Genomic DNA, 24,997 nt, shown 5'->3' on the forward strand with positions numbered 1-24,997 from the left:
TAAATAAGCACTGGTGTCCGGCATTTCATCTTTTGGTGACATGGCCCCCGGTCTGATGACTTCGCTTGTCTCAAGAAACCCGATCCCAATGTTGGCCTATCTCGGGCTTTATTCCCGTGGCTCAACCTATGTGGATAAGCGCGCAGCCGGATATGACAGCGACAAGGCGACGACCGCTGCAAATCTCTATTCTCTGGCTGAAGCCATCCCTGAAGTAGTTCCGTTGGGAATAATCCTGAAAGAGGGTGGGCGTGGCCTCACAAAGATTGTGGGTGGAACGGTCACAGAAGCCGCATCGGAGGCACTGACTCAAGGTCTGCAAATCCTGATTGATGACGGAGTTCTGAACGAGAAAAGCACTTGGGGCGAAGCCACGCGGGAAATGGCGGATGCGGCTGCGGCGGGCGGCGTCATGGGCTTTGTAATGGGCGGCACCGCAGTTGGTTACGAGGCAATCTCAAAAACCCTCGCTGACCGCCGCGCAAAGAAAGGCACTCCTGCCGATCCACTGGCAAACCCGCCGGCGCGTCCCGTCGATCCCCTCGCCGCCGCAATGGCCGCAGGGCAACCTTTGCCGCCCGGCCCCGCGCCGGATGCAATTGCCGCAGCCATGGCCCCAGAGGCAGCACCTTCCGCACCGCAGGCGGAAGCCGCTCCCCCGGTGCGAGCCAATCCAGTTCAGCCGCAGCGACCGGCATCGGTCGTTGCGCCCGCACCTCTCCGGCGCCAAAAGCGCCGGAGGCCACGCCTGCTCCGGTCAGTGACACAACCGCGCCCCCACACACAGTTGCGCCGGAGCAGGCAGGCAATACCATCACCGCAGATCAGATCGCCGCCGAGCCAGACCGGTTCGATGTGGTCGAGGAATCGAGCGGCGTCGGCAAGGATTGGCATCTGACTGGCAGGATGGTTGCCCGCGACAAGACGACGAACCAATGGATGGTCGTTACCGAGACCCCCGCCGCTGACGCGGGTGGTGCGCCTGGCAGCACGAGGGATGCCAGACAACAGCCGCAGGAAGGGCCCACACCGGTTGGTCAGCCGGAAGTGGCGCCGCCTGCGGCTGGACGCGCCGGCGATTCGGCGCCCGATGCTGCGGCAATACCCGCCTCAGCACCGAAAGATGCACCCGAACAGACGCCAGTTGAGCCCGCCGCTCCCGCCGCTGCCGCGCTACCCGAGCCTGCCGCTCCTGCGCCGCCAGAGGCAGGCCGCGTCATCGCTACCCGCCCGATCAAGCGAGATACCATCCAAACCCCGTCCGGGGCGAAGGTTGATGTTGAATTGGCCGTGGTCAGCCTCGATGACCTTACCGCATCGAACGTGGATGACGGCCGGATCAACCCTGCCTATCCGCAGGATCGCCAGCCGCGAGATCGATCGAAGGGCGAGAGCGAGCGCCAGATTCAGCGCATCATGCAGGATTTCAATCCGCGCCTTCTGGGCGACCTGCCGACCACAGCCGATGGTGCGCCGGTGGTGGATGCATCCGGCATTGTCGAGAGCGGCAATGGCCGCACCATGACGCTTGGCCGCATCTACCGCGACCGTCCCGACCTGGTGCAGGCCTATCAGGCCGAGATGAAGGCGCAGGGCTATGACCTAAGCGGAATCAGGAACCCCGTGGTCGTCCGTGTTCGCAAGACCGACATGACCCCGGCCCAGATCGAGGCCTACACCCGCGACAGCAACACCGACACCAAACTGTCCATGTCGGCAGCAGAACAGGCCATGGCTGACGCCAAGGCCATTCCTGCATCGGCGCTGGACATCTATCGCGGCGGAGATATCGACGCAGCCGCCAACCGGGATTTCGTGCGCGCATTCATGCAGGCGGCTGTGCCGGAGAATGAGCAAAGCACCATGATTTCCCGCGATGGAACCATGAGTCAGGAGGCCGTGCGCCGCATCAGGGCCGCTCTGTTGGCCCGCGCCTATGGCGATTCCGGCATTGTCGAGAAACTGATCGAGGCCACGGACAACAACATCCGCGCCATCGGCGGCGCCCTGACCGACATTGCCCCGATGTGGGCCAAGATGCGCGCCGCGGCCGAGAGTGGCCATATCGCGCCGGAGATGGACCAGACCAAAGCCCTGCTTGAGGCCGTGGCGCTGGTTGATCGGGCGCGCGCCGCCAACCGGAACGTGATCGAATTCGTCAAGCAGCCTGACCTTCTTGCAGGCGATGGCATCAGCCCGATGGGCCAGCGTTTCCTCGCGCTGATGTTCCGCGACACGCGCCAATGGACGAAACCGGCGGGTCGTGACAGGATGGTTCTCGGATTCAGCTTCTACGTCGAGGAGGCGATGAAGACGGCGCCCGGAGCCGATATGTTCGGCGGTGGCGCAAACCCGGATGGCACGCTCGATCTGGCGCGCAAGAAGCAGGAGAAAGACGATGGACAAGCCCAACCAACCTCCGACCTCTTCGCTGCGCCAGCCGCTGGAAGCAATGGGTCGAGTGTTCGACCGCCTGGCGGAAACGGAGCCAGACCCGTCGAACAAGGCGCAACTGACCAAATCGGCGGCCAGCGCCCGGAAGGACGCCCAGAAGGCGTAAAGCCAGAGGCACCGCCAGCCCGCGATACCGGCGAGTCCCTGATTCAGCGCGGCCGCGACGTGCTCAGGCAGCATGAACGGGCTGGCGACGCGCCATTCAATAATGCGTCCGGTCTGGATTTGCGTGACAGTGCCGAGGGCCGGTCTCTCGCCGGTGATCTGGCTGCTGCAAAGACCTTTGAGGCCAAGACCGGAATTGCCGAAACCTGGGTGCGGTCGCGCGGCAAGGCCACCGGCGTCGAGCACCTTGTCGTTCTGGCGAAAGACGGCACGCCTCTCGCCATCATGTCCGGCGAAAGGTCCAGGGTGTCGATGCACGCCTCCGTATGGCGTGCCGGACGCGCCGGTGAGGTTGCCTATTCGGTTCACAACCATCCGTCGAGCAGTGGGCCGGGTTCGGCTGATGTCGGCATGTTGGCTATCTTCCCCGGAATGCGGATGGTCATCGCCGGTCATGATGGAACCAGCCATGAGATGACCGCCACCAAGGCACTGACGGACCGCGGCGCGCAGGATGCGGAAAACCTTGGTCCGAAAAATAAGGACAGTGTTTCCGCGCACCTGGAGCCCCTGTTCGGCAAATTGATGGCGGTTGCCAATGCTGAGGCTATCCAGATTGGAAAAGCGGCTGGGGCCAAAGATGGCGGTGAGGCGCTGTGGCGCCGTGGAACCCGCCCCATTTTCCCGCTGACGCTGGAACGACTCGGCCTGATCAACTACACTGGCAAGACCGAATGGCTCCATGTGATGGAAGCCGAGGGCTTTGATTTCGGAGATATCTATGGACGAGTTTCAAGCACTCACGCTGATCGGCTTGGACGGGCCGGATTCGACATCGCCAAGATCGGAGATCGAGGCGGAGATAACGCGGCTGCAGGCGGCGCCAATGCCGCACAACCCGCTGCTGACAGACCGAATCGAAAGCCTGCAGAAACTGGCCGAGACGGCGACGGAAAAGGGCGGGTTCCAACCGAACCCGTAAAGCCTGCCACCACCGGCAACGCCGCAATTGACGGCGCGCTGGATGATCTGTTTGGAGATGGCGATGTATCAGGCACCAGCGGCGATCTGGAACGCGATAGCGGAGGCGGGCCCGCTGCGAACCCCGTGGGCGGAGCAGATGTTCCCGCTGCCGGACGACCTTCTGGCGATGGCGCTGGAGTCGGAGGAAAAACGGCTGGACGGCCTGTTTCCGGGCGGCCCGACATCGGCGGCCTACCTGGTGGTGATGCCGATGCTCTGGGAGGCAAAGGCAATCCGAACCTGGCAGGATCAGGCGGGACCGAACGCGGCGGTGTTCCCGCTGGAAACGGTGGACGAGGCAATGCGGGTGGCGACGGGCGACTACCTGATGACCGAGGCACAACAGGCAGCACTGCGAGCGATGCTTCTGGTCGAGCCGGAGTAAAGCGCACCGACGCCGAGCGCGTCAGGGACATCAAGAACCTGTTCGAGGAGCGCCTTGCGCGGTTCCTGACTGAGCCTCAGACCGGCTTTCAGGAGGAATCGAGCGCCCTTGATCAGCGCAAGAAGGAAGCCCTCGATGCCATTTTCAATGAGGGGGTCGAAGGGCTTGATCCGGCATCCATGTCGGATCGGGAATTGTTCCGCGCCATCATTGCGCCGCTGGCAAAGGCAGGCCTGACCCGCGATCTGGTTGCCAAACTGCAGCCCTACCTTGAAACCTACCTGGCCGAAACGCGCGCCGGCCGGGCCGATGTGCCGGTAGCGCCCATGGAGCGTCCTGTTTCTCAGGGGGATCGTGCGGCGGCGCAGGCCAAGGCCGACAAGATCAGGCCGGTGGCAGGGGATGAGGCCAACATTCGCGCTACCCTGCCGCTGCTTCTGCCCGAGCAACAGGATGATGTGCTCAAGGTCGAGCGCCGTTTTGCCCTGCCAAACGGGCACGGCATGATGATCACAAACGGCACCGGCACCGGCAAGACCTACAGTGGCGGCGGCGTGATCAAGCGGTTCGTTCAGATGGGCAAGGACAACGTGTTGATCCTCGCGCCGTCCGAGGCCATCCTGCGTGGCTGGAAGGGGACACTTGACGCCTTGGGCGTGCCGGTCCACCAGCTTTCCGATACCAGGGATGCCGGGCGTGGCGTGACGATGACCACCTATGCCAACCTGGCCGGAAACGATGCCATCGCGGCGCGCAAGTTCGATCTGATCGTGCCGGATGAGGCGCAGAATCTCAGTTCAAACGCGACAGGGACGCCAACCTCGACGCTCTACAGTGTTCGCGCGCTGGCCGGGCGTCCCGGTGACTTGGCGCCCCGGTCCCGGATGTTGCACGCCAAGGATTGGGCCGCATTCGATGCGATGAAGGACGGGGCCGAGAAGACCACGGTCTACACCCGCCTCAAGGCGCGCGAGGATGCCGAGGTTTCCAAGTGGTCGCAGGAGCCTCGCGGCAAGGTGCTGTTCCTGTCGGCCACACCATTCGCCTATGACAAGAGCGTGGACTATGCCGAGGGGTTCCTGTTCGACTATCCCAATGATGGCAAGGTCGGCCGGTCAAACCAGAGCGGTCAGAACCTCTTTTTCACGCAGAATTTCGGCTATCGGATTCGCTACCACAAACTGACCAAGCCGGAAGCGGCGGTGAATAGCGCGGTGTTCGAGCGTGAGTTCCACGAGAAGATGAAGCGCGATGGCGTTCTGTCGGGGCGCGCACTGCAGGTCGATGTCGACTATGACCGCAAGTTCGTCACGATGGCTGATGCGGTTGGCACCAAGATCGACGCGGTGCTGCAAGACCTGCGCGAAGGTGAGTCTTCGCCGGACAAGGCGCTGGCCGATGGCTACCGGTCGCTTAAGCGGGCGGTTAACCGAAACTTCACCTACCAGAAGCGGATGCAACTGCTTGAGGCCATCAAGGCCAAGGCGGCCGTTCCTGATATCGAGAAGCACCTGGCAATGGGTCGCAAGGTCGTGGTGTTCCACGGCTTCAATGTCGGCGGCGGCTTCAACCCCTTCGCACAGGTGGTCGATGGGCAGGATGGCAATGCCATCAAGGCCATGGCTGATCTGATGACCAAGCACCCCGATCTGAACAAGATCGACTTTTCCAGTTACGGCACGCCGATAGACACCCTGACCACGGCCTTTGGTGGCCGGGCGCGCACCTTCAACGGCACTGTGCCGACCAAGAAGCGGCTGGCAAACCTCGCGGCCTTCAACACCGATGGTAGCGGCGTGGATGTGCTGGTTGTGCAGGCGGATGCGGGTGGCCCCGGCATTTCGATGCACGATGTCACCGGCGCTCACCAGCGCGTGCTGATCAATCTCGGGATGCCAACCAAACCGACAACCTCGCTGCAGCAAGAGGGGCGCATCCTGCGGGTCGGGTCTGTCACCAATGCACCCTTCCGCTATTACACCATCGGCACCGGATGGGAGCGCAGCGCCTTCGCCAAGACCATTGCCGAGCGCAGCGGCACGGTCGAGAACCTGGCGCTGGGCAATGAAGCGCGCACGATGATGGATGCCTTCATTGATGCCTATATCGAGGCGGAAGCGATCGAGCCTTCGGCGCAGGATGGCATTGGCGGCAAGGCGCGGGATCGGCGGGCCGTCAGCACCACGCCATTCCAGACCGCGATGACGCATTACTTTGGCCGCGCCAAGATCAGCGGCCGCCGCGATCAGCGTGAAGGCCTGGACTTCTACCCGACACCGGAACCACTGGCCCTGAAAATGGTCGAGTGGGCGGGCATCAGGCCAAACGAGCGCGTGCTTGAACCATCGGCCGGCGATGGTGCTATTGCGCGCTACATGCCTGACGGCATCGACCTGACGATGGTCGAGCCCTCGATGGACCTCGCCAGCCGGGCGCAACTGCGCGCCCCTCACGGTAAAACGGTCGAAAGCACCTTCGAGGCCTATCACCTGGTCAACAAGGCGCATGTGATCGTGATGAACCCGCCGTTCGGATCGGGCGGCAAGACTGCGATGGATCATGTCGAGAAGGCCATTCGACACTTGCGGCCCGGCGGGCGGATCGTTGCCCTGATTCCGAGCGGCCCCAGTGCCGATGCGCGGTTTGACAATCTGATGGGCGGCGAGGTCTGGCGCGGCGACAAGATGCTGTCGCTGACTGGCATCGTGAACCTTCCAGCCGTGACGTTCGAGCGGGCCGGAACCTCTGTGATGAGCCGGATCGTTATCATCGACAAGGCGCGCAATGCCGATGAATTGGTGGCGCTGGCATTTGATCACCGCGGAAACAACCGGATCACGGTCGATGCGACCACGATCAAGGGTATGTTCGGCCAGATCGAGCACATGGAAGTGCCGCCCCGCCCCGCGCCGGTGGTCGACGCCGTGACCGAATTGGAGACCGAGGGGCAGGACGCATCAACGCCGGTTCCAAGTCAAGCGCAAGCACCGGCGCTGTCTGCCGCCGCTGGCGCGTTCAAACTGGCAAAGGTGGTTCACGCCAAGACCGGAATTGACCTGTTCGTTGCCACAGCCGGAGCGCGGGTCGAGCGTGATGTCTACATCGCCATGCTGGCGGTCGCCAGGGCGCACGATGGCTACTATTCGGCCTTCCGTGGCAATGGGGCCATGCCCGGCTTCCAGTTCAAGACCGAGGCCAACCGGCAGGCGTTCCTTGACGATATGGCAAAGCCGACCACGGGCGGGTTTGAAGAGACCGGCGACACATTCCAGACATCACCGCAACTCGTCCGCGAGGCTGCTTCTGCGACCGAGGAAATCACACGCCTTCTGCCAAAACTGCGGGCTGAGTTGGACCGCCTTGACCTCAAGCGCGTAAAACTGACGGCAGAGGCTGGCGCATGGTGGCAGGGCAAGTTTGCCATAACCGGGCAGGGCGCGATGGAAATCACCATCGGCGCCAGCGTGAACCCAACCAAGACCCTCTACCACGAGGTCATCCACGCACTGCGGGCGATGAACCTGTTCACGGCCCAGGAGTGGACTGCGCTGGAAACAGCGGCGGCCAAGGGCTGGATGGAAAAGCACGACATCGCCAAGCGGTATCCCGACCTGTCGCCATCACAGCAGGTCGAGGAAGCGATTGCGGAGGAATTCAGCGAGGCGCTTGAGGCCAAGAAGGCCCCCAAGGGCCCGCTCCTGGTGCAGGCGTTCAACAAGATCGCGCGACTGATGCGGGCTTTCCGCAATGTATTCAACGGGGCAGGCTTCCAGACCGCCGAGGATGTGTTCGGGCGCGTGCTGTCTGGCGAGATTGGCGCTCGGGATGCGGGGAATAACGGAGTGGCGGCGGATCGGCATCAGGCCCGGCTGGTGAATTGGGGAAAGCAGGTAATTGACCTGTTCCGCAATGTCAGATTGCCGCCCGTGATGGATATGGGGGACGTTCCGCCCGTCATTCGCCGCCTGGGTGGCGTCGGGCGCCGCATGGTGCTCCCAACAGGTAAAGCAAAGACGATCAGTAAGACACACCCAGACCTCACAGCACAGGCTTGGCTGAAACTTCCGGCTTTGATTGCAAACCCGGAAATGGTCATCGACAACCGCGGTGATGATCGTCAAGGCGACTTGATCGTCATCACATCGGAGTCTGTCGATGATGGTCGTCCAGTGGTTGTTGTCATAAAAACAAACGGCACAGCGGCCAGCAACGAAGCGGCCACCGTCGTCGTAACAGTCTACCCGAAGGACAAGATGTCCGACCTTCTGCGCAAGGCAGAGTCTGGGAAACTGATTCGATATGTCAAGGCAAGGCGGGAAAGCGACGGATATAAGCACATCGGGGCCAATTCCCGTAGTGCTTCACCTCTCGGCGACACCATTTCTCGCCTTCCCGTGGACACCACGATACTGACCTATTCGGACATTTTCAAGGCAAGAGACGGCTTCGCCGAGGATGACACCAAATTTCAGCGTCCGATCCACACGATTTCCGGTCAGGCGCTTGCCAACCGCGCGACGGCCATGGGTGGGGCGGTCTTCGTGCCCAACCGCCACATCTGGGAGGAATTGACGACGGCCAGTGCGCCGATCTGGGAGCGGCTGAAAAACGGCCGCGCCGCCGCAATGGATGCCGTGGATCGTGCGCGAGTGCTGTTGCAGGACCGGATGCTTCCGCTACGCCGCGCTCAGGCCGAGATCGAGAAGGCCTCTCGAGTCAAACTGCCGGAGGATCAGAACGTCTACCTCACCGAGACGACGTTCTCGGGTAAAGTTGGCAATCATCTGGGCCGGATTGATCAGGACTTCACCAAGCCGATCATTGACCTGATCGCGGCCACCAAGGGCGACCTGGATGCTGATACGGTGGGAACCTGGCTCTATGCCCGACATGCCGTCGAGCGCAACGCCCATATCGCATCCATCAACCCGAAGATGCCTGACGGTGGCTCTGGCATGACGGATGCCGAAGCCAACAGCATTCTCGCGCAGGCCGCCGCCAGCAAGCACGCCGCCACGCTCGACCGCATCGGGAAACTGATTGACGCCCTACGCGAGAGATCGTTGGAGTTGCGGGTGAATTCAGGCCTGATCAGCCATGCCGATGCGACCATGTGGCGCTCGATGTATAAGCACTATGTGCCGATGAAGGGCTGGGCGGAGACCGATCACGGCGAGGCCACACTTGATATATCCGGCATTGGGCGCCGATTCAGCATCGGCGGCAAGGAAAGCCGCCGCGCGCTTGGCCGCCAATCCGAGGCGTTCAACCCGCTTATCGGTGCCATTACCCAAGCGCAGGAAGTGTCGATCCGGGCCGAAAAGAACGTGGTCGGCCGGTCGCTCTATGAGTTGGCAAAGGGCCATCCGTCAAAACTCCTGTGGGAGGTCGTGCAGGTCAAGCAGAAACGATATTTCAACAGCACCACAGGTCTGGTCGAAACCAGGAACGCGAACGCGGCCCAACAGCCGCTTGAGCCCAATGAGATGGCCGTGAAGATCAGCGGGCAGGAAGCGCGGATTGTCATGCACGATGCCCGCATTGCCCGCGCCATGACCGGCCTCGGGGCCGATCAGATGGGCACGTTCATCCGGTTCATCGCGCCGCTGTCGCGCTGGTTCTCGATGGCGCGCACGATGCTGAACCCGGAATTCATGGTCAAGAACGCCATTCGTGACTTTGAAACGGCGCAGATCAATATGCTTGGCATGGACACGAAGGGGCGGGCAAAGATCGCTCTGGCAATGACCAGGGATTGGCGCAAGGCCCTCATGGGTGCCACGCGCGGTTCTGGCGTCAATGCCAATACCGTCTGGGCAAAGCACTTTCGCGAGTTTCAGGCCGCCGGGGCACAAGTGTCGTTCTGGGTGATCGAAAATCCGAAGGCCGGAAAGTCAGATCTTGAAAAGCGCCTGCGGCTCAAGCGCGGCAATGCGGCAATTCGTGGCTTGAAGCGCATGACGGCGCTGTCGATGCGCGACAACATTTTCCTGTCGACGGTGGAGAAGATCAACCTGGCGGTGGATAACGCCATCCGACTCGCCGCCTTTGTCGAGGCCAGAAACCAAGGCATGAGCGCGCAGCAGGCAGCGTTCATGTCCAAGGAATTGACCGTCAACTTCAACCGCCGCGGCGAATACGGCCCGACCCTGAATGTGGTCTACCCGTTCTTCAACGCCGGAATGCAGGGCAGCGTGCGCCTGTTGCAGGCGCTGCGGAACCCGAAACTTCTTGCCGCCATGACGATCGGCGGAGTCGGCCTTGGTCTCATGCTGGACCTGATGAATGCCGCCCTGTCGGATGAAGACGATGATGGCGAGTTGTTCTACGACAAGGACGTGCAGGACTACCGCAACCGGACCAACCTGCATGTGGTCCATTCCTTTGGCGGCGGTGAGGCGTGGTCCCTGCCGCTGGCCTATGGCTACAACATCTTCCCTTATGCTGGGCAGCAGTTGGGCAAGGTCTTGCGTGGCGTGAAGGAACCGGACGCAGCGCTGGCGGATGTAGGAGCCGCCTTCCTGCAATCGTGGATGCCGACCGACTCCCTGGTTCCGGGCCTTATTGATCCTGTCCTTGAGGTTGCCAGCAACGAAAACTACTTCGGCAACTCGATCTATCCATCCGACTTCTACGGCAACAACAAATACCTGCCGGATGCGGTGAAGGCCAAACCGGGCACAACCGAGACATCCAAATTCATCACGAAGACCCTGAATGATCTTACCGGTGGCAACGATGTTACATCCGGTCTGGTCGACCTGTCGCCCGCCGTGATGGATTACATGGCATCGTTCGCAGTCGGAAGTGCCGGTTCATTCTATGGCCGGACATTTGACGTGCTCTCCAAGACACTCACCGGCAAGACTGATGGCATCGAGATGAAGGACATCCCGTTTGTTCGCATTGCGCGGTCGGGCGGAAGCAGTTGGACCGACTTCTACCGCTACAAGGACTTCGGGTTTGAGGTCAGGGATGCCAATGACGACGTGAAAAACTGGCCGGCCGGTTCCACACCGCCGCCCGACGTGGTGGCAAAGGCGGCGCTCTATGATAGCCTCCTGGCTGCGGAGCGCGAGATCAACGGCCAGGGTGAATTCAGGCAGACGGACAAGAACGGAAAGCCGAATTCAAAATTCGTCAGGCCGTCGCGACCGGAAGATGTGGTGATGATGCAGTTCAACAAGGAGTTCATCAAGGTTGCTGGACACCGAGCCGAGTAGGATCGAGGGGGCTGTTCTGGTCTACATCGTGACGCTGTGCGCCATATCCATGGCGTGCGGCTATCTCGTTGGTTACACCCGCGGCGAAGCCCTTGGCGAACGCACCAATGTCGTGACCAAGATCGAGGTCGCCGAATATCCGCCAGCCTATGCCGCCGTTTGCGCCGAAATGCTTGAGGCGGCATGGACGCTCAGGGAGCCGGACTGGCCTGAGCCTGCAACCTCGCCGCACGAACCCTGAACCTTTTGCCATATTCCCGCCAGCGAAGCGGGCCGCTTGCCCGCGCTGTCACAAGCACGGGGCTTTATCATGGCAAAACACGACATCATCGCAAAGACGCTTTCTGCGGACGCCGGCACCTTCACAGTTGCCTATCCCGCCAACACCCTGCCGGAGAAGTATCTCGGCGGCACGGATCATATGATCGTCAGCAACTTTTCGCGAACGCTGTTCTCGAAATCCGGCGACTTCACCATTGCCTTCGGGGCCTCCAACATCAGCGTGACGGTGGTATCCGCCATTCTGCCCCGTGGGGCCAGCATCTGGCTGTATCTGGACCGGGCTGATGATGTGGGTGAGGTTGGAAAGGAAGTTATTCTGGCCGATTTGTTTAAGATGGGCACGATGCACCTGGTCAAGATCAACCTTGGCGCACCGATCACGGCTGATGCCGATGGGGCTGTTGCATCGCAGGCCTGCACGCTTGCCACCGGTCTGGCAACCGGCATCAACGGCGCTCTCGCGGCCTCTGGTGTGGCGACATTCGACTTCGCGCGCAACGTGGTTGCGGCCTGGACCGGCACTGCCGTTCTGACTGTGACCGGAACCGACGAATATGGGGTTGTTGTTAGCGAATCCTCGGCCTCCGGCACTTCACTGGCGGGCAAGAAGGCGTTCAAGACCATCACTTCCGTCACGACATCGGCTGACATCACCAGCCTGACGGTCGGGACCGGAACCGTTCTCGGCCTGCCGGTCCATCTGCCCGACGCGGTGGATGTTCTCAAGGAAATCCTGGACGGCGCTGCGGCAACGGCGGGAACCCTTGTGGCTGGCGTGAATTCCGCCGCTACCGCAACCACCGGCGATGTTCGAGGAACCTATGTGCCCAACTCGGCGCCAAACGGCGCGCGGGTCTACGAGTTGATTATCGGGATTAGCGCCCCCGCCTATACCGGCGTGGCACAGTTCGGCGGCTAACCCTGACCTCGGGTGAGACCGGCGGCCGGAAATCCCGGCCGCCACAACCACATCATCAGCGCGAGGCGTCATGCCCTACAATGTGAGCAGCAATACCTTTGATCGGGTCTGGCAGTTTGTCGACCAGTTCGAGGAATTTGATGACATCAAGCGGTCTGATCTGGATACCGCACTGGATGATCTGAACGTCGGGGTGAATCTGGCCCTGCAGGGTGGCATGAGTTATGTCGGAGACTGGATCGCATCCGGCGCTTTCCCGACAAAAAGGCCAGACCTGACAGCGATTCACAACCGTGATGCCTGGCGTGTTTCCGTCGCAGGCACGGTCGGCGGAATCAGTTTCATCGTTGATGACTATCTGGTGGCCCTGCGCGGCAACCCCGGCACAGGCTATGCCGGCAACTGGTTTCGGGTTCCAAAAGACCTCACGGCTTACAACCTGGCCTTGACGCTCAGATCGGAGGATGCGGCCGATGCGGCCGATACCTCAGCCATCGCCGCGGCGGCAAGCGCGCTTACCGCAAGTAGCGCAGCTAGCGCGATCAGTGCGGTTGTTCCATTTGTCAGTATAGCAGCCATGCAGGCCTTTACCACGCCGGCTGCCAGCACCGAATATACCGTCTGCGCCGATGGCGTGACAATCGAGCGGTTTGTCTGGAATCCGGCCAATGTGTCAGCGCAGATCACCGCATCGGATCAGGATTATTATGCGCCAGCATCTGCGCCGTCTGGCGCAAGTGGGGCCTATCAGCGATCAGTTCAGAGGGTTTCCCGGTTGTTCGCCAGCAAGGGAGGCAAGTGGGTTGACGACTCCGCCGCGCTGACAGCCGACACGTCACTGACCTACACCAATGGCGCGACAGGAACGGTTGTAGCGGGCGATTACGTCAGGTCACTCAAGGAAGGGTTTTCCTGGCAGGTGGCTGCATCCACCGCAACGGACCACAGCCGGACCACTGCTGGCGGGGTAAAACTCTACGTCATGGCTATCAACGGCCAAGTTCATCTGGACGCATTCGGGCCGAAGGCTACAGGCCTTGTCGGCGATGACGATACCGCGATCCTGCAAAAACTGGTTGACCATCCGTGCCCCGAAAAGCGGATCGGCAGTGGGGTCTATTCGATCAACGGAAGCGTGACCCTGCGAGACAACATCACGATCGTAGGGACTCTCGGCGCGTCGATCCTCTACCAACGCGGGCAGTATCTTTGGGTTGGCCCGAACGATCTGGATGGCTGCGTCATCACTGGGATCATGTATGACTTTGTTGATCGCCTTGCGGCCAGCGAGACGGCCTACTGGAGCCTGTTCAAACTCAAAGCACACAACAACTGCAGGTTTGGCAACAGCTATTTCCAACGCTACAACCAGATGACGGTTTTCGACATCGCGCTGGACGCCTTGGATACGACGAACTGCATCGACAATATTTATGAGGACTGGCACAACCCACTTGGGGCGGCGTGCCAGCACTTCATGATTGTCCGTGGGTATGACCCCTACGAATACAAGGCGTCTGGCACTGGCGACATGACACCTATCGCCACCAATATCATCTGGCCGGAGACGTATAACTCTTCGGTCATGGTGGTGCGGGAAAGCAGCGTTCGGCGTTACACGGAGTTGGTGCGCGGCACGGACTACACAGTGGCGTATGACGGATCGAACAAACTGACCGTGATACCTCTGGTGAACCGGACGGTAGGCGAGAACTGGATTGTCTATACCGCGAACCCGGAGGACACCGGGCGACGTCCGGTCAGCAACATCACCTTGACCAACATCGACATCAGTTATGTTGATCAGACCTTCATCACGTGCGTTCGGTGGGTGGATGAGGTCATCATCGAGAAGTGCCGACTTGTGGCATCATCGAACAATGTGGATTTCATCCGTCTCAATCCCTACACCACGCGCGGAGGCGAGGGCGGAGACCACTGCCATATAAACTTCTGCACCTTCTCCTATATTCTGGACCCGCTTCTGGTGACGAACCACGAGACGATCCGCATGGTTCGGGGCGGGCCTGGAAGCTACGCGCTTACCGGCATACAGAATACACTAGACTTTGACTGGATGACGAGTGGGGGGCTGCACCACGGTATCGCGATCACCGATACTCAGGAAAACCTGCTCCCGATCACCATTTCAACCAACGGAACATCGACCGTCACTGCTGACAGTGGCAGCTTCCGGGACTGGTTTACCGCGATTGGAACGCCTGACCGCTGCCTGATCAATGGGGTGGAGTATTCCATTGCCACCATCGGCACCACAACGATGACCCTCGGTGCGTCGGTTCCCGGAACTGCCTCAGGCGTGGCGATCTCACGCAAAAGTTTCCTGGCCGTAGCAGACAACTACCTTCAGTTTGCAAACATGGGGACCGGCTTTCCCGGATCAACTGGCAAGAGTGGAATGCTGCGAGGAAACTCTACCGGGTTTGAGGTTGGAAGCGCCACCATCTTGTCCGGGAATGCTTATGTAGACGTGCCGCTGTTGTTGTGGCGAGCGCCGAGGCTTAACGAAATAGCTATCATGCCGGGGACCAGCGGTATGGCCGGTTTCTTCATTGTGCCAACTGAGATGGCGAAGAACAAGATGCGCGTGCAACTACCATCGGCGGCAGGAACGGATCAGCAGTTCAGCTACAAAGTCGAAATGACGGCGGCCGTGTGATGATGGACCACGCAGACGACCTCGGGCTGTTCCACCGCCGCAAGCTGGAAGTGTTCCTTGCTATCGCAACGACGGTCTTCGGGGTGTTCCTGCTGATGCCGCCCGTCAGTCTGCGAGGTGCGAGCGCATATGCTGTGCTGTCGCTTTGCACGGAGGACACATGGGGGGCGCTGTTCGCCTCGACCGGCGTGACGCATATTCTGGCGCTGGTGGTCAACAACCATCGTTGGTGGTCTCCGCTGATCCGGGTCTATGCCTCTGGGGTGACAATCGCCGTCTACGCCTCCTTTGCCTTCGGCTTCATGCTGCACGATCCAGCTTCAACCGGCTCTTGCACCTACGCCTTGCTGGCTTTCGGCGCGGGCATCAGTTGGTATTGGGCTATCGTTGACAGCATTTCGGCACTCCGGTTGAAGGCGCTTCTGGCATGATGGAATGGATCACAGCGGAGCCTTTGTCGGCGCTTATAGTGGCAATCTCCGGGTTGCTGGCATCAGTATCGACAGCGGCGATCCTGCGCAAGAAGAACGAGCCGCCACCTGTCGGTAGCCATGACGCCACCCGCGCAGCGTTGGCCGAAAACACGACGGTTCAGCGTGAGACGAATGGCAAATTCGGCGAGAACCTCCGAATGTTCGCGGATGTCGTCAAGGCTCTGGGAGAGTTGATCCTGATCATGCGCGGCATCGCAGAGGACATTCGGATGATCGAGCGGCATCAGTCGGCAATTCGGGACAGGAGCGGCAAGCAGTGAAACGCCCGGCATAACCTCGCCGCACGACCGATGATAATTCCGGCATACCTCCATCGAGAACATGGAGCCTGACCTATGCCAGTGAATCCCGGAACCGGACTTTACGAGCGGCCATGGACTTTTGCGGCCAATTTCAATGCCGGAGACGACATCGAGCGTGCCGATCTGGACGCTGTAGTCGATGACCTGGTGGCCGCGGTAAATGATGCCCTGACAGTCTTGACCGCAGCAACGACTGCCGCCTCTCAAGCCGCCGCTTATGCGGCTGGCGCCGCCTCTGCGGGGGCCGTCGCTGGTGCAGAGGCGGGCGCTGTGGCGGCTGAATTCGCGGCCGCCACGAAGGTTGCCGAAGCGCAGGCTTTTGCCGTCGAAGCTGAGGCCGCCAGAGACGAGGCGCAGGAACACACGACAGATGTTCTTGAGGTCAAGGCGGCGCTGCTGGCTGAGCCGAATGGAATGCTCTCGCGGGTCGGGCCCATGGTTGTCGCCCGCAGGACGATTACGGCAGGGGTTGGGGTTTCCATCATCAACGGCGATGGGGCGTCCGGCAATCCAACCATTTCCGTCGATGCCGTTCCGGCGTCCGAGATTGCTGCAAGTGGAACGGCAGACGCCACCACATATCTTCGCGGTGATTTCGCCTGGGCGGTTCCGACCGTTCCCTCGCTGACAACGGCGACTGGCCTTGCGCCATCCTATGCCGCCCGCGCCTGGGTCAACTTCAATGGCACCGGAACAGTTGCAATCCGGGCTTCGGCCAATGTGTCCAGCATCACCGACAATGGGGCTGGTGACTATACCGTCAACTTCGCCGAAGACATGCCTGATGCCAACTACGCAGCAATTGTCACGTCCTCACTTGTGGGGGTTGACGACAGCGCGACGGTCAAGACCGCATCGGCGTTCCGGTTCAACATCTACAATTTTGCAAGCGTCAAGACGGATGCGGCAAACGTTTCTGTCGTAATTTTCAGGTGAGGATGAGGGCATGAACCAAGTGGCGTTTTTCAGCGCGATCCGACCGGCCTTTGGCGGCAAACTGTCCGATCCGCAGGTGGTCGGCATGGGTGCGTTGCTGACAGCGGGCGACGGTTTGCCCTTGCATCACATGGCGAACGTGCTGGCGCAGGTCAGGCGTGAGACCGGAGGTTACATGACCCCGATCAAGGAAACGGTCATGCCGTATCACAAGGACAAGAGCCCGTCCGATGCGACGGTTATTGCCCGGCTGGACAAAGCATGGAAGGCCGGGCAGTTGCCGCATGTGAAGGAACCCTATTGGCGCGACGGCATGTTCGGGCGCGGCATGTTGCAGATCACGCATCGCCGCAATTATCAAGTGGTCGGGCGGGCGATCGGCTTCGATCTGGCGGGAAAGCCCGAGTTGCTCCTTGATCCGGCAATCAGTGCTGTGGCGGCTGTTGTTGGCATGACCCTCGGCCTGTTTACCGGCAAGAAGCTGTCCGACTTTGCGTTTCCGGGCGCGCTGTCGAACACGCCAGACCATAACCCGCGCCGGATCGTGAACGGCAGGGACGGGTCAGACAAGGAAGTGGCGGGGTTCCACCGACAGTTTGCCACCGCTCTGGAAGCGGCCGGATGGGCCGCAAAAAGCAAGCCGCAGGCTGATCATGTCAACGAAACCGCCAAACCGCTAACACCAACTTCGGTTGATGTTAACGCCGCGCCTCAAACTGACAGCAAACTCGGCTTCTGGGCGGCGGTGCTGGCCGTGTTGGCGGCAATCTTTGGAAAGGGCAAGTGATGAAACTGATCCACAACTGGAAACAGGCATGGCGTTTCGACACCACGCGGCTGTTCCTGTTCGTCGCAATCCTTCCGCCGCTCTGGGCTGAAATCCCGCAGGACGCGAAGGACGCAATCCCGGCTGCATGGCAACCGTGGATTATCACCGGTATCGGCATTCTCGGAGCGGTGCTGCGGTTGCGTGATCAGGGACCGGCAAAATGATCCGCCTGCTCGCCAGCATCTTCGGCGGTGGCATCCCGGACCAGTTGCGCCGCGCCTATGAGGCCAAGCTGGCGGCGGGCAATGATGCCGACCGGATCGCGGCTGATGTCGAGATTGCCCGGCTGAACAACCGCCTTGCGACCGCTGACAACCCCGGCCTGCAATGGGCGATCGGGATCATCGCACTGGTGATGGCGCTGCACCTGGCGCTGGTCGCCTTTGTCTCGGCCTTCCCGTTCTGGGGCTGGACCATTTACTCGCTGCCTGCCCCGATGAACGAGTGGCAAGGCAGAATCATCCTGGGCTTCTTCGGCCTCTCGGCCTTCAGCAAACTCTTCCGGTGAAAGGAAAACATCATGGCGCGCAATAACACCTTGACCGAAATACCTCAAAGAGTCTGGACGCCACTGACCAATGCGGATGCAACCGCGGTGCGGGTGCAGAACAGATCGCCAAGCGCAATCCTGTTGAGCGCAACCAATGGGGCTACGGAGCCATCCGATCTGAATGGGGCGCTGGAACTTGGCGCCGGCCAGACCATGGCGGCCGACCTGACGCTTGCGCAATTGTGGCCTGGAGTCAGCGGCGCAAACCGGCTTTGGGCATGGTCGGACATGGACCCGCTGATCACAACCGTATCGGTCAGCCATGCGTGATTTTCTGGCGTTCCGCGACCTGCGGCTAAGTCGCCTCGGCGCCATGGCGGGCGGCGGGGCGGGGCCTGCGCCGCTGACCCTGCGCCAGCAAGTCGAGGCGCTTGCCAATCCCGGTGGCGTAGGGCCGGCGGCTACCCCGACGCCTATCAATCCGGCGTCCCTTCCCTCTGGCATGACGACCAGCGGAACGCGGATCAACATCACATCATCCGGCACTTACTCCGGCCACGATTTCGCGGGCTATCGCCTGGTGATCGACGCGGCGGACGTGGTGCTGGAGGATTGCCGGGTCTATGACCCAGGCACGTTCGGTTCCGCCGCCTATGTGCTGGAAGTGACAGAAACCGCCACGAATTTTCAGCCGATCCGGTGCGAGTTCGAAGGCAGCGGCCTGCCGCGCCGCACCGATGATTTGACGGCATCCGGCCCCGGCACGACCGTGCTGATTGCCAGCGATGATCTGGACATGTCGCTGTGCAGGATTTGGAACTTCGCGGTTGATGGCTTCAAGATCACCGGCGACAATCCGAAGATCCATGGCAACGTCATCGGTTCGGCGCTGGCCGTCCCCGATTGGGAGGAATACTCGCTCTCCAACACCTATGCGGCCTTTTACCCCGTCATGTTCAATGGCCGGCCCTATGTGTCGAAGCAGGCGGTCCCGATCAACACCCCGCCATCCGGCACGACCAGTGACACGCCATATTGGGCTGCCCCCGCGCCGCATACCGATTACATCACCGTCGTCGCTGGGGCCGGGGCGAAGATTTACAACAACTACTTCGTGGCGAATTCCGGCACGTTTTACGGAGCCACGCAATACATCCGCGCCATTCGCAACACCGGGTCATCGCCATACCTCGGGGAGGTGCAGGTCTTTGCCAACGTCTTCCAGCCATGGCCGGGGTCTTATCCGCTGGCCGCGGGATATACGCGCGACGTGGCCGATCAGAACAACTATGACATTGGCGATGTTGTCATTGAGGACGACCGCTTCTTTGAGTGCATCTCGCCAACGGTGGGCTCGGCTGAATATCCAAGCCTTGCCCCGGCGAAGTGGCAAGAGACGCTAGACCCGCGCGCCGGGAATGTGATCTTCGCCCATAACTGGGTCGCAGCCGGGTCGGGCGGCGCAACCTTCTATCCGTTCGATGCTCACAACGGCCAGATCGTTTGGGGATCGAACTACAAGGAAGCCGACAACACCGCAGCCCCGGCCCGTGACGGCATGACCGTGCTCGACACCCTGTCGGAACCGTCCTTTGGGTCTCTCTTGGCCTATACGGAACCGACCATCCAATACACCGGCTCCGACATCCTCATCACCCCGACCTCTTACGGCAAGTATCGCGTGAGCGGCGTTGACATTGACGCCTGTGTCGTCCGAGTCGGCCCGCGCGTCTTTTGCTACATCACGCCGGGCGGCACTGCCTATGTCCCGGCGGGCGTTCCGGCGATTGTGGAAGCGGCAGGGCCAAGTAAAATCCTGCGGCTGCGTGACTTGGCGGGCGATCCTATTTCCGGGCCTGTCAGCATCGCGGCCGGGACTGCGACGGTTGTCGAAGCTGTGGCACCTGCATCCGTGCTTTCGGTCGGGTTCATGGGTCAATCAGAGGTTGTCTATCTGTTCCAGGTAGGCGGGGCCTATTCCAGCCTGACACCGAAACCGACCATCCCAACAGACGGCAACGTCATCCTGCACACGCAGGAAAGCGTCGGGTCGGCACCAGTGCGGACGGTCGTCACGCAGGCGGCGGTAAATGCGGAAACGGTCAACCCGGCCATGGGCGCGATTGCGGCGTTCCTGGACTATGCGCAGCCTGGCGTCATCTTCCATATCGGTGATCTGGCAGTGGCAGGCACGGGCCGCCCCAGCCTATACGACGACACCACGGACGGGTCTGATGGCCGCCTGTGGTCTGACTTCACGGCTGTCGTGGATGAGATCGAGACGGAAACAGGCGAGCCGCTCGGGCACCTGATCGAATGCTGGTATAACGCCGACGCCGGATCGATCGGCAACTTCGTGAACGCCTTCTGGCCCTTCTACTTCGGCACGGACGGGGCGGGGTCATCCTTCACGCTTGGCGGAACGAACGTAGGGACGCAGGTCGACCATTGCCTTTGGGACGGCACGGCGGCGACGGACGCCAAGGGCCGGGGCATTTTTACCCGTGATGATACGCAGTGGCATGTCCTTACCCCGATGCCGTTCCACAACGCGCCATCAAGCCCGGACCCGGAATTGCTGAATTTCAGCGAGAACGACGCGCGGCTTTCCGAGCCTGACCGGCAGGTGATGCACGATCTGGCCGCGAATACCCTGGCGCAGTCCGTGAACATCACGGTTGGCCCTTCGGCGCATGTCTGCAAATTCGGCGGAAACTCGACGCAAATCCACCCCGACACTGGCAGCGCTGACGGGCAGATACTCTTTGCCTGGCCCTTTGCGCTGGCAATGCTGCGAGCAAGCGGCATGACCATCGGTGAGCCCGTCATCAGCGCGATCGAGGGCGCCAGCGATGGCAGCTATGCCGATCTGGTGGTGGACCTGCCGAACGGCGGCACGCTGACCACGCTGCGCACGTTCCGTTCCGGGCCGTCCTATGCTGGATCGGCCCCGCATCGGCAAGCCGTCACTGGCGTTGAAATAACCCGGTCTGGTGGTGAGCGCCGCCCGGTGTTCAACACATCTGAAACCAGCTATCCGGTGGATCATCGCGGGACCGTGACCATCACCGACACCGGCAGCGGCAGCCCCCGCAAGGGCCGGGTGCGGATCACCCCGACGACGCCATTCGCCTTTGGCGACAAGCTGTCATACCTTCGCGGCCAGGCCACGGCGGTGCTGTTCGAGCCGCGCGACTTTGAACTGTATCCCGACTTCCTGATTGAACATGTGCCGGGGCTTTACGACAGCAGCGCCACCTATCCGTTCGAGGGCATCGCGGTCAGGCCATATCAGGCCGATCTTTCGGCCCCGGTCGATCCGCCATCCTTCACGCCGCGCGGGGCCACGCATAACGGGTCAACGGCCTATCGCAGCACGTCGATGACCGGTATTCCCGCCACGTCGCAGGGCATGGTGTCGATGTGGTATCGCAGCACCGACACCGCCTGGAATGCCAGTGCGCGGACGCTGTTCAGCTTCCGTGTTGGGTCAAACATCCGGCTGGAAGCCAAGACTTCGACTTCTGGCCGGGTCACGGTGAGCATCTACAACGACACCGGGTCGAACAACATGGTCTGCTATGCCGGGCCGTCAAACCTGCAACACGTCACCGGCCAGTGGTATCACATGCTGGTCGAATGGACCGGCACCGCCGCGAATGTCTGGATCAATGGCAACCTGGTCGGGACAAAGGCATATGCCTCGATCCTGATGGCCGGCAACAACCTGACCCAAATGGGGATCGGGGCGCAAAGCACCGGTTCGCAATACTGGCTTGGCGACCTGGCCCATGTCTGGATCAGCGTCAGCGAACGGCTGGATTTGTCGGTTCTGGCGAACCGCGAGAAATTTGCCCTTGCCGGCGTGCCGGTGAACCTTGGCCCCAACGGGCAGACCCCGACCGGTACCGCGCCCGAATGGTATTACGATGGCGATGCCCCGGCCTGGTCGAACCAGGGCACCGCAGGCAGCATCGCGCTGGATGGCGGGCCGCTGACGGCATCAGGCGCGCCAAGCTACTGACCACACGGGCCGCAGGGAGACTTGCGGCCCGGCGATCTATGGCCCTTTAAGCCCGGCCGACAGTTTGGGCGTATGGTCCAAATGGGCGACCGTGATTATCACCTTCTACCCCGTGACCGGATGCGGTTCCCCATGCTTCGCCCGGCAATCCGGGAACGCGGGCGATCCGACGCAAGTCCAGTCCGCCGCGTCCTTGATCGCCTTCGCAATCGCTGGCCAGTCCGCCGGATAGCGGTCGCGTTCTTCAGCCCTGATCGGCATTGTCGCCCCCTTCCTGATCGGGGTCGATCATCGCGCAAAGGAAATCGCAAACGGGGCTGATCGGTTGGGTCACGGGCCAATCAAGGGGGATTTCGTCGATAAAGCAACGGACGCCCCGAATCCGGGTAAGCTTCGCCCCAATCTTGCGCGCATAGGCGGCGGTTCTGGCGAAGTTTTCCGGGAAGTGAAGGCGGTAAAGCGCCCAATAATCCGGGCTTGTCGCTTTGCCGCAACCCGTCCCAAGACAGTTCGCGTTCGGAAAGCCCATTGCATAGCTTCGCGGAAGGTCGATCCCGTCGCGCTGGACGATTGCCAGCGTCCCTTCCTTTGTGATTCCGGCGTCTAGAAGCGGGGCGGCGACCGTCAATTCGAAGAAGTTCTTCTTCAGCGTTTCGAACCGATCCCGATCCTTGGCGTCGGCGGTATATCCGAAGACGTGAAGGTCGTCGGGGCGTTGAAACGCAAGGCGCGGCGCGATCTTCATTTCGCCCGTGCAAGGCGCGCCCTTCGGTCCAGCAATGAACTTCCGCTTTTCCCAAACGTCCCGAACCGACGAATATTCAGTCGACCGAATGATCGTAACTTCGACGCCAAGCCGCGCCATTGCGTCCGCTTCAAAGCGATAGTTGTCCGGGTCTTCGTTCGACGTTTCGCACCGGACGACAAGCGCCCCCGGATACTGGCGAAGGGCGATCTTGGCGGCGACATAGCTGGCAGCGCCGGTGCTAAACCAGATCAGCACGCGGTCCATCACCCTTCCCCCTCTGTGCGGGCGGCAACAGGGATGTGGACCTTCGGCATTCCGCAGCCGATAGATGGCCTTGCCTTGTCTGGGTTCTTTGCCATCCAATCCTGGACAAACCAAAGCTGCCCGCAGCCACCGCCGATGTCATCCTGCCCGGCCGGATCAAAGACCCTGACGTTGAAGCCAAGCGCCATCATCTTTGCTGAGAAATCGCGGGCAAGATCGGCTTGATGCTCGTTGCGCGACGGCAGCCCTTCATTGCGTTCGCAGATCACAGAAACCGTGCATTCAAAAATCTGCGGGTCAAAGATGTCGCCCAGCGCCCAAGACGCCTCATCAGAACTGTTGTTGTCGCCCGCGCAGTAGTTGATGAACGGCTTGCGGCCGGTGGCTATCCACCAGTCGCGGCCGACAAGAGCAATGCCTGCCAGGTCGAGTTTCTTCTTGAACGGGATCAGGGCGTTTCTGGCTTCATCATTGGGCTGGTGGATAGAAAACTGCAGGCCAATCTTGGGGATTTCCTTGCTGATCTCGATCACCCAAGACCAATCAATGTCTGGGCCGATGGTGGAAATCAGAAGGGCGGCATGGGGATACTTCGCGTGAAGCGCGCGCAACGCGCCGATCATGCCGTTCTTGTTCAGCAACGGTTCACCCATCGACATGAACATGATCTGCAGCTTTTCCATCTTGTCGGCAGCGGTCTTGCTTTCAGCGATGGCGGCGTCAACCTGGGCTACAATCTCATCTGCGGTGAAGGACCGGACAAAATAGTCACCCGCCCCGCAGAACCGGCACCCAACCGGGCAGCCGCTCTGGCTAGAGCAACATATCACAGTGCGATCCTCGTAGGTCGGGTAACGGTAGAGAACCGTTTCCGCCACGGCGTTCGCCTTGGTCAGAACCAGCTTCTTCACCGAAACCTCGGCGCTTTGGATCACCTTGATTTCGTCAAACTCGGCGCCTGTCATCGCCGCCCCGCCTGTGTCACTCATTCCCGTGCATCCTTCAGAATTGCGTCCATGAATTGATCCAGCGTCACAAGCTGGGGTTTGTCCCGGTGCAGGCATTGAATGGCATGGAAGCCAAGCCGTGCTTCGTTCACCATGCGGGCTGCGGTTTGCACCTGTGCGCTGCCGTGGATCCATTCGCCGCTGGTATCGTCCGCGAAGCTGTAGCTTGCCCCGGATAGCAGCGTCACGACCAGATTAAGGTGTTCCTCTGTCTCCCCGTTCCACAATGGGGCTGTGACGATTACGCCGCCGATCTTTTCACTCATTCCGGCCTCCTATGTGGCTTTCATGCTTGATCGACATGCCGTCGCGCGGCCCGTTGATTCCGTTAGGGTGGGAATGGGCCAAGGCATCAGCATATGAATACCGCCCGGCTTGCGACGGGTCGTGGTGTAGCCAGCGGCGTCGGGCCGATACCAGCCGCGCGTGTCTTTCCAGATCATCCATCCTGTTTCAGGAAGGCTGCCGCGCGTCTCATTCGCCAGTTCCAGCAACACATCGGCGTGGCAGGCTTCGCCCGGCTTACACCAACAGGCAAGGTTCTTGCCGCGCAGTTCCGGCAGGCCCGACAGGATGCGTTCGCGGGCCGCGTCAGCCTCTGGCCCCATCCATCCGCTGATGTCACCAGCAAGCCAGTTGCGAAAGGCCCTCACCACGAAAATTTGCAGGCGGGTTTCTGAGCCTGTGTAACCGGCCTCTCGCGCATCTGCGACCGTGAACGGATTGCCAAACGGGCCAGGTCGGGCAACGCTGCGGGTGTTATCCGGCATCCGCCAGCCCTTTGAACGCTTCAACTGAACGCGACGCGGCTCAGCCATTCCGGCCTCCTGTG

General features: G+C 61.0%; 17 protein-coding genes. 13 read left to right on the top strand and 4 right to left on the bottom strand.

Going from position 1 to position 24,997, the window contains the following annotated elements:
* The first annotated feature begins 88 nt into the window (after positions 1-88).
* The 13 genes from IPM06_20060 (at position 89) to IPM06_20120 (ending at position 22,146) form a co-directional block, all read left to right on the top strand.
* Positions 89-898 carry a hypothetical protein gene (locus IPM06_20060; GenBank protein ID MBK8772702.1) on the top strand — a complete coding sequence of 270 codons (810 nt, stop codon included), beginning with the start codon at positions 89-91 and terminating at the stop codon, positions 896-898.
* Positions 856-11,190, top strand: a complete 10,335-nt coding sequence (locus tag IPM06_20065; GenBank protein ID MBK8772703.1) for a hypothetical protein — start codon at positions 856-858, stop codon at positions 11,188-11,190. Before IPM06_20060 ends, IPM06_20065 begins: the two co-directional genes overlap by 43 nt.
* Positions 11,168-11,431, top strand: coding sequence for a hypothetical protein (locus IPM06_20070; GenBank protein MBK8772704.1), 264 nt, complete (start codon positions 11,168-11,170; stop codon positions 11,429-11,431). The genes IPM06_20065 and IPM06_20070 overlap by 23 nt, the downstream gene beginning before the upstream one ends.
* Before the next feature lie 69 nt (positions 11,432-11,500).
* Positions 11,501-12,391 (top strand): hypothetical protein, encoded by an 891-nt coding sequence (locus tag IPM06_20075; GenBank protein MBK8772705.1) that lies wholly within the window; start codon positions 11,501-11,503, stop codon positions 12,389-12,391.
* Positions 12,392-12,461: 70 nt separating this feature from the next.
* Complete coding sequence (locus IPM06_20080) at positions 12,462-15,071, top strand: hypothetical protein (protein ID MBK8772706.1); 2,610 nt, start codon at positions 12,462-12,464, stop codon at positions 15,069-15,071.
* Positions 15,071-15,502, top strand: a complete 432-nt coding sequence (locus IPM06_20085; protein ID MBK8772707.1) for a hypothetical protein — start codon at positions 15,071-15,073, stop codon at positions 15,500-15,502. The genes IPM06_20080 and IPM06_20085 overlap by 1 nt, the downstream gene beginning before the upstream one ends.
* Complete coding sequence (locus tag IPM06_20090; protein MBK8772708.1) at positions 15,499-15,825, top strand: hypothetical protein; 327 nt, start codon at positions 15,499-15,501, stop codon at positions 15,823-15,825. Before IPM06_20085 ends, IPM06_20090 begins: the two co-directional genes overlap by 4 nt.
* 75 nt (positions 15,826-15,900) lie before the next feature.
* The gene (locus tag IPM06_20095) at positions 15,901-16,803 is read left to right on the top strand and encodes a hypothetical protein (GenBank protein ID MBK8772709.1); all 903 of its coding nucleotides are present in this window, start codon (positions 15,901-15,903) and stop codon (positions 16,801-16,803) included.
* A gap of 10 nt (positions 16,804-16,813) precedes the next feature.
* Positions 16,814-17,590, top strand: coding sequence for a hypothetical protein (locus IPM06_20100; protein MBK8772710.1), 777 nt, complete (start codon positions 16,814-16,816; stop codon positions 17,588-17,590).
* A complete protein-coding gene (locus IPM06_20105; protein MBK8772711.1) occupies positions 17,590-17,796 on the top strand; it encodes a hypothetical protein in 207 nt (68 codons plus the stop codon). The genes IPM06_20100 and IPM06_20105 overlap by 1 nt, the downstream gene beginning before the upstream one ends.
* Positions 17,793-18,140, top strand: a complete 348-nt coding sequence (locus tag IPM06_20110; protein MBK8772712.1) for a hypothetical protein — start codon at positions 17,793-17,795, stop codon at positions 18,138-18,140. The genes IPM06_20105 and IPM06_20110 overlap by 4 nt, the downstream gene beginning before the upstream one ends.
* A 12-nt stretch (positions 18,141-18,152) precedes the next feature.
* Positions 18,153-18,452, top strand: coding sequence for a hypothetical protein (locus IPM06_20115; protein ID MBK8772713.1), 300 nt, complete (start codon positions 18,153-18,155; stop codon positions 18,450-18,452).
* Complete coding sequence (locus tag IPM06_20120) at positions 18,445-22,146, top strand: LamG domain-containing protein (GenBank protein ID MBK8772714.1); 3,702 nt, start codon at positions 18,445-18,447, stop codon at positions 22,144-22,146. The genes IPM06_20115 and IPM06_20120 overlap by 8 nt, the downstream gene beginning before the upstream one ends.
* A 244-nt stretch (positions 22,147-22,390) precedes the next feature.
* On the opposite strand, the gene IPM06_20125 is transcribed toward IPM06_20120, so the two are convergent.
* From IPM06_20125 to IPM06_20140, 4 genes are read right to left on the bottom strand one after another with little or no spacing between them, the layout of a single operon-like run.
* A complete protein-coding gene (locus IPM06_20125; protein ID MBK8772715.1) occupies positions 22,391-23,161 on the bottom strand; it encodes a hypothetical protein in 771 nt (256 codons plus the stop codon).
* Positions 23,158-24,123 (bottom strand): radical SAM protein, encoded by a 966-nt coding sequence (locus tag IPM06_20130; protein MBK8772716.1) that lies wholly within the window; start codon positions 24,121-24,123, stop codon positions 23,158-23,160. Before IPM06_20130 ends, IPM06_20125 begins: the two co-directional genes overlap by 4 nt.
* A 20-nt stretch (positions 24,124-24,143) precedes the next feature.
* The gene (locus tag IPM06_20135; protein MBK8772717.1) at positions 24,144-24,431 is read right to left on the bottom strand and encodes a hypothetical protein; all 288 of its coding nucleotides are present in this window, start codon (positions 24,429-24,431) and stop codon (positions 24,144-24,146) included.
* Between the two features lie 9 nt (positions 24,432-24,440).
* On the bottom strand, positions 24,441-24,983 hold the full coding sequence (locus tag IPM06_20140) for a DUF4326 domain-containing protein (GenBank protein ID MBK8772718.1): 543 nt from the start codon (positions 24,981-24,983) through the stop codon (positions 24,441-24,443).
* Positions 24,984-24,997: the final 14 nt, after the last annotated feature.

This window comes from Hyphomicrobiales bacterium (genome assembly GCA_016710435.1).
GTDB lineage: Bacteria > Pseudomonadota > Alphaproteobacteria > Rhizobiales > Aestuariivirgaceae > Aestuariivirga.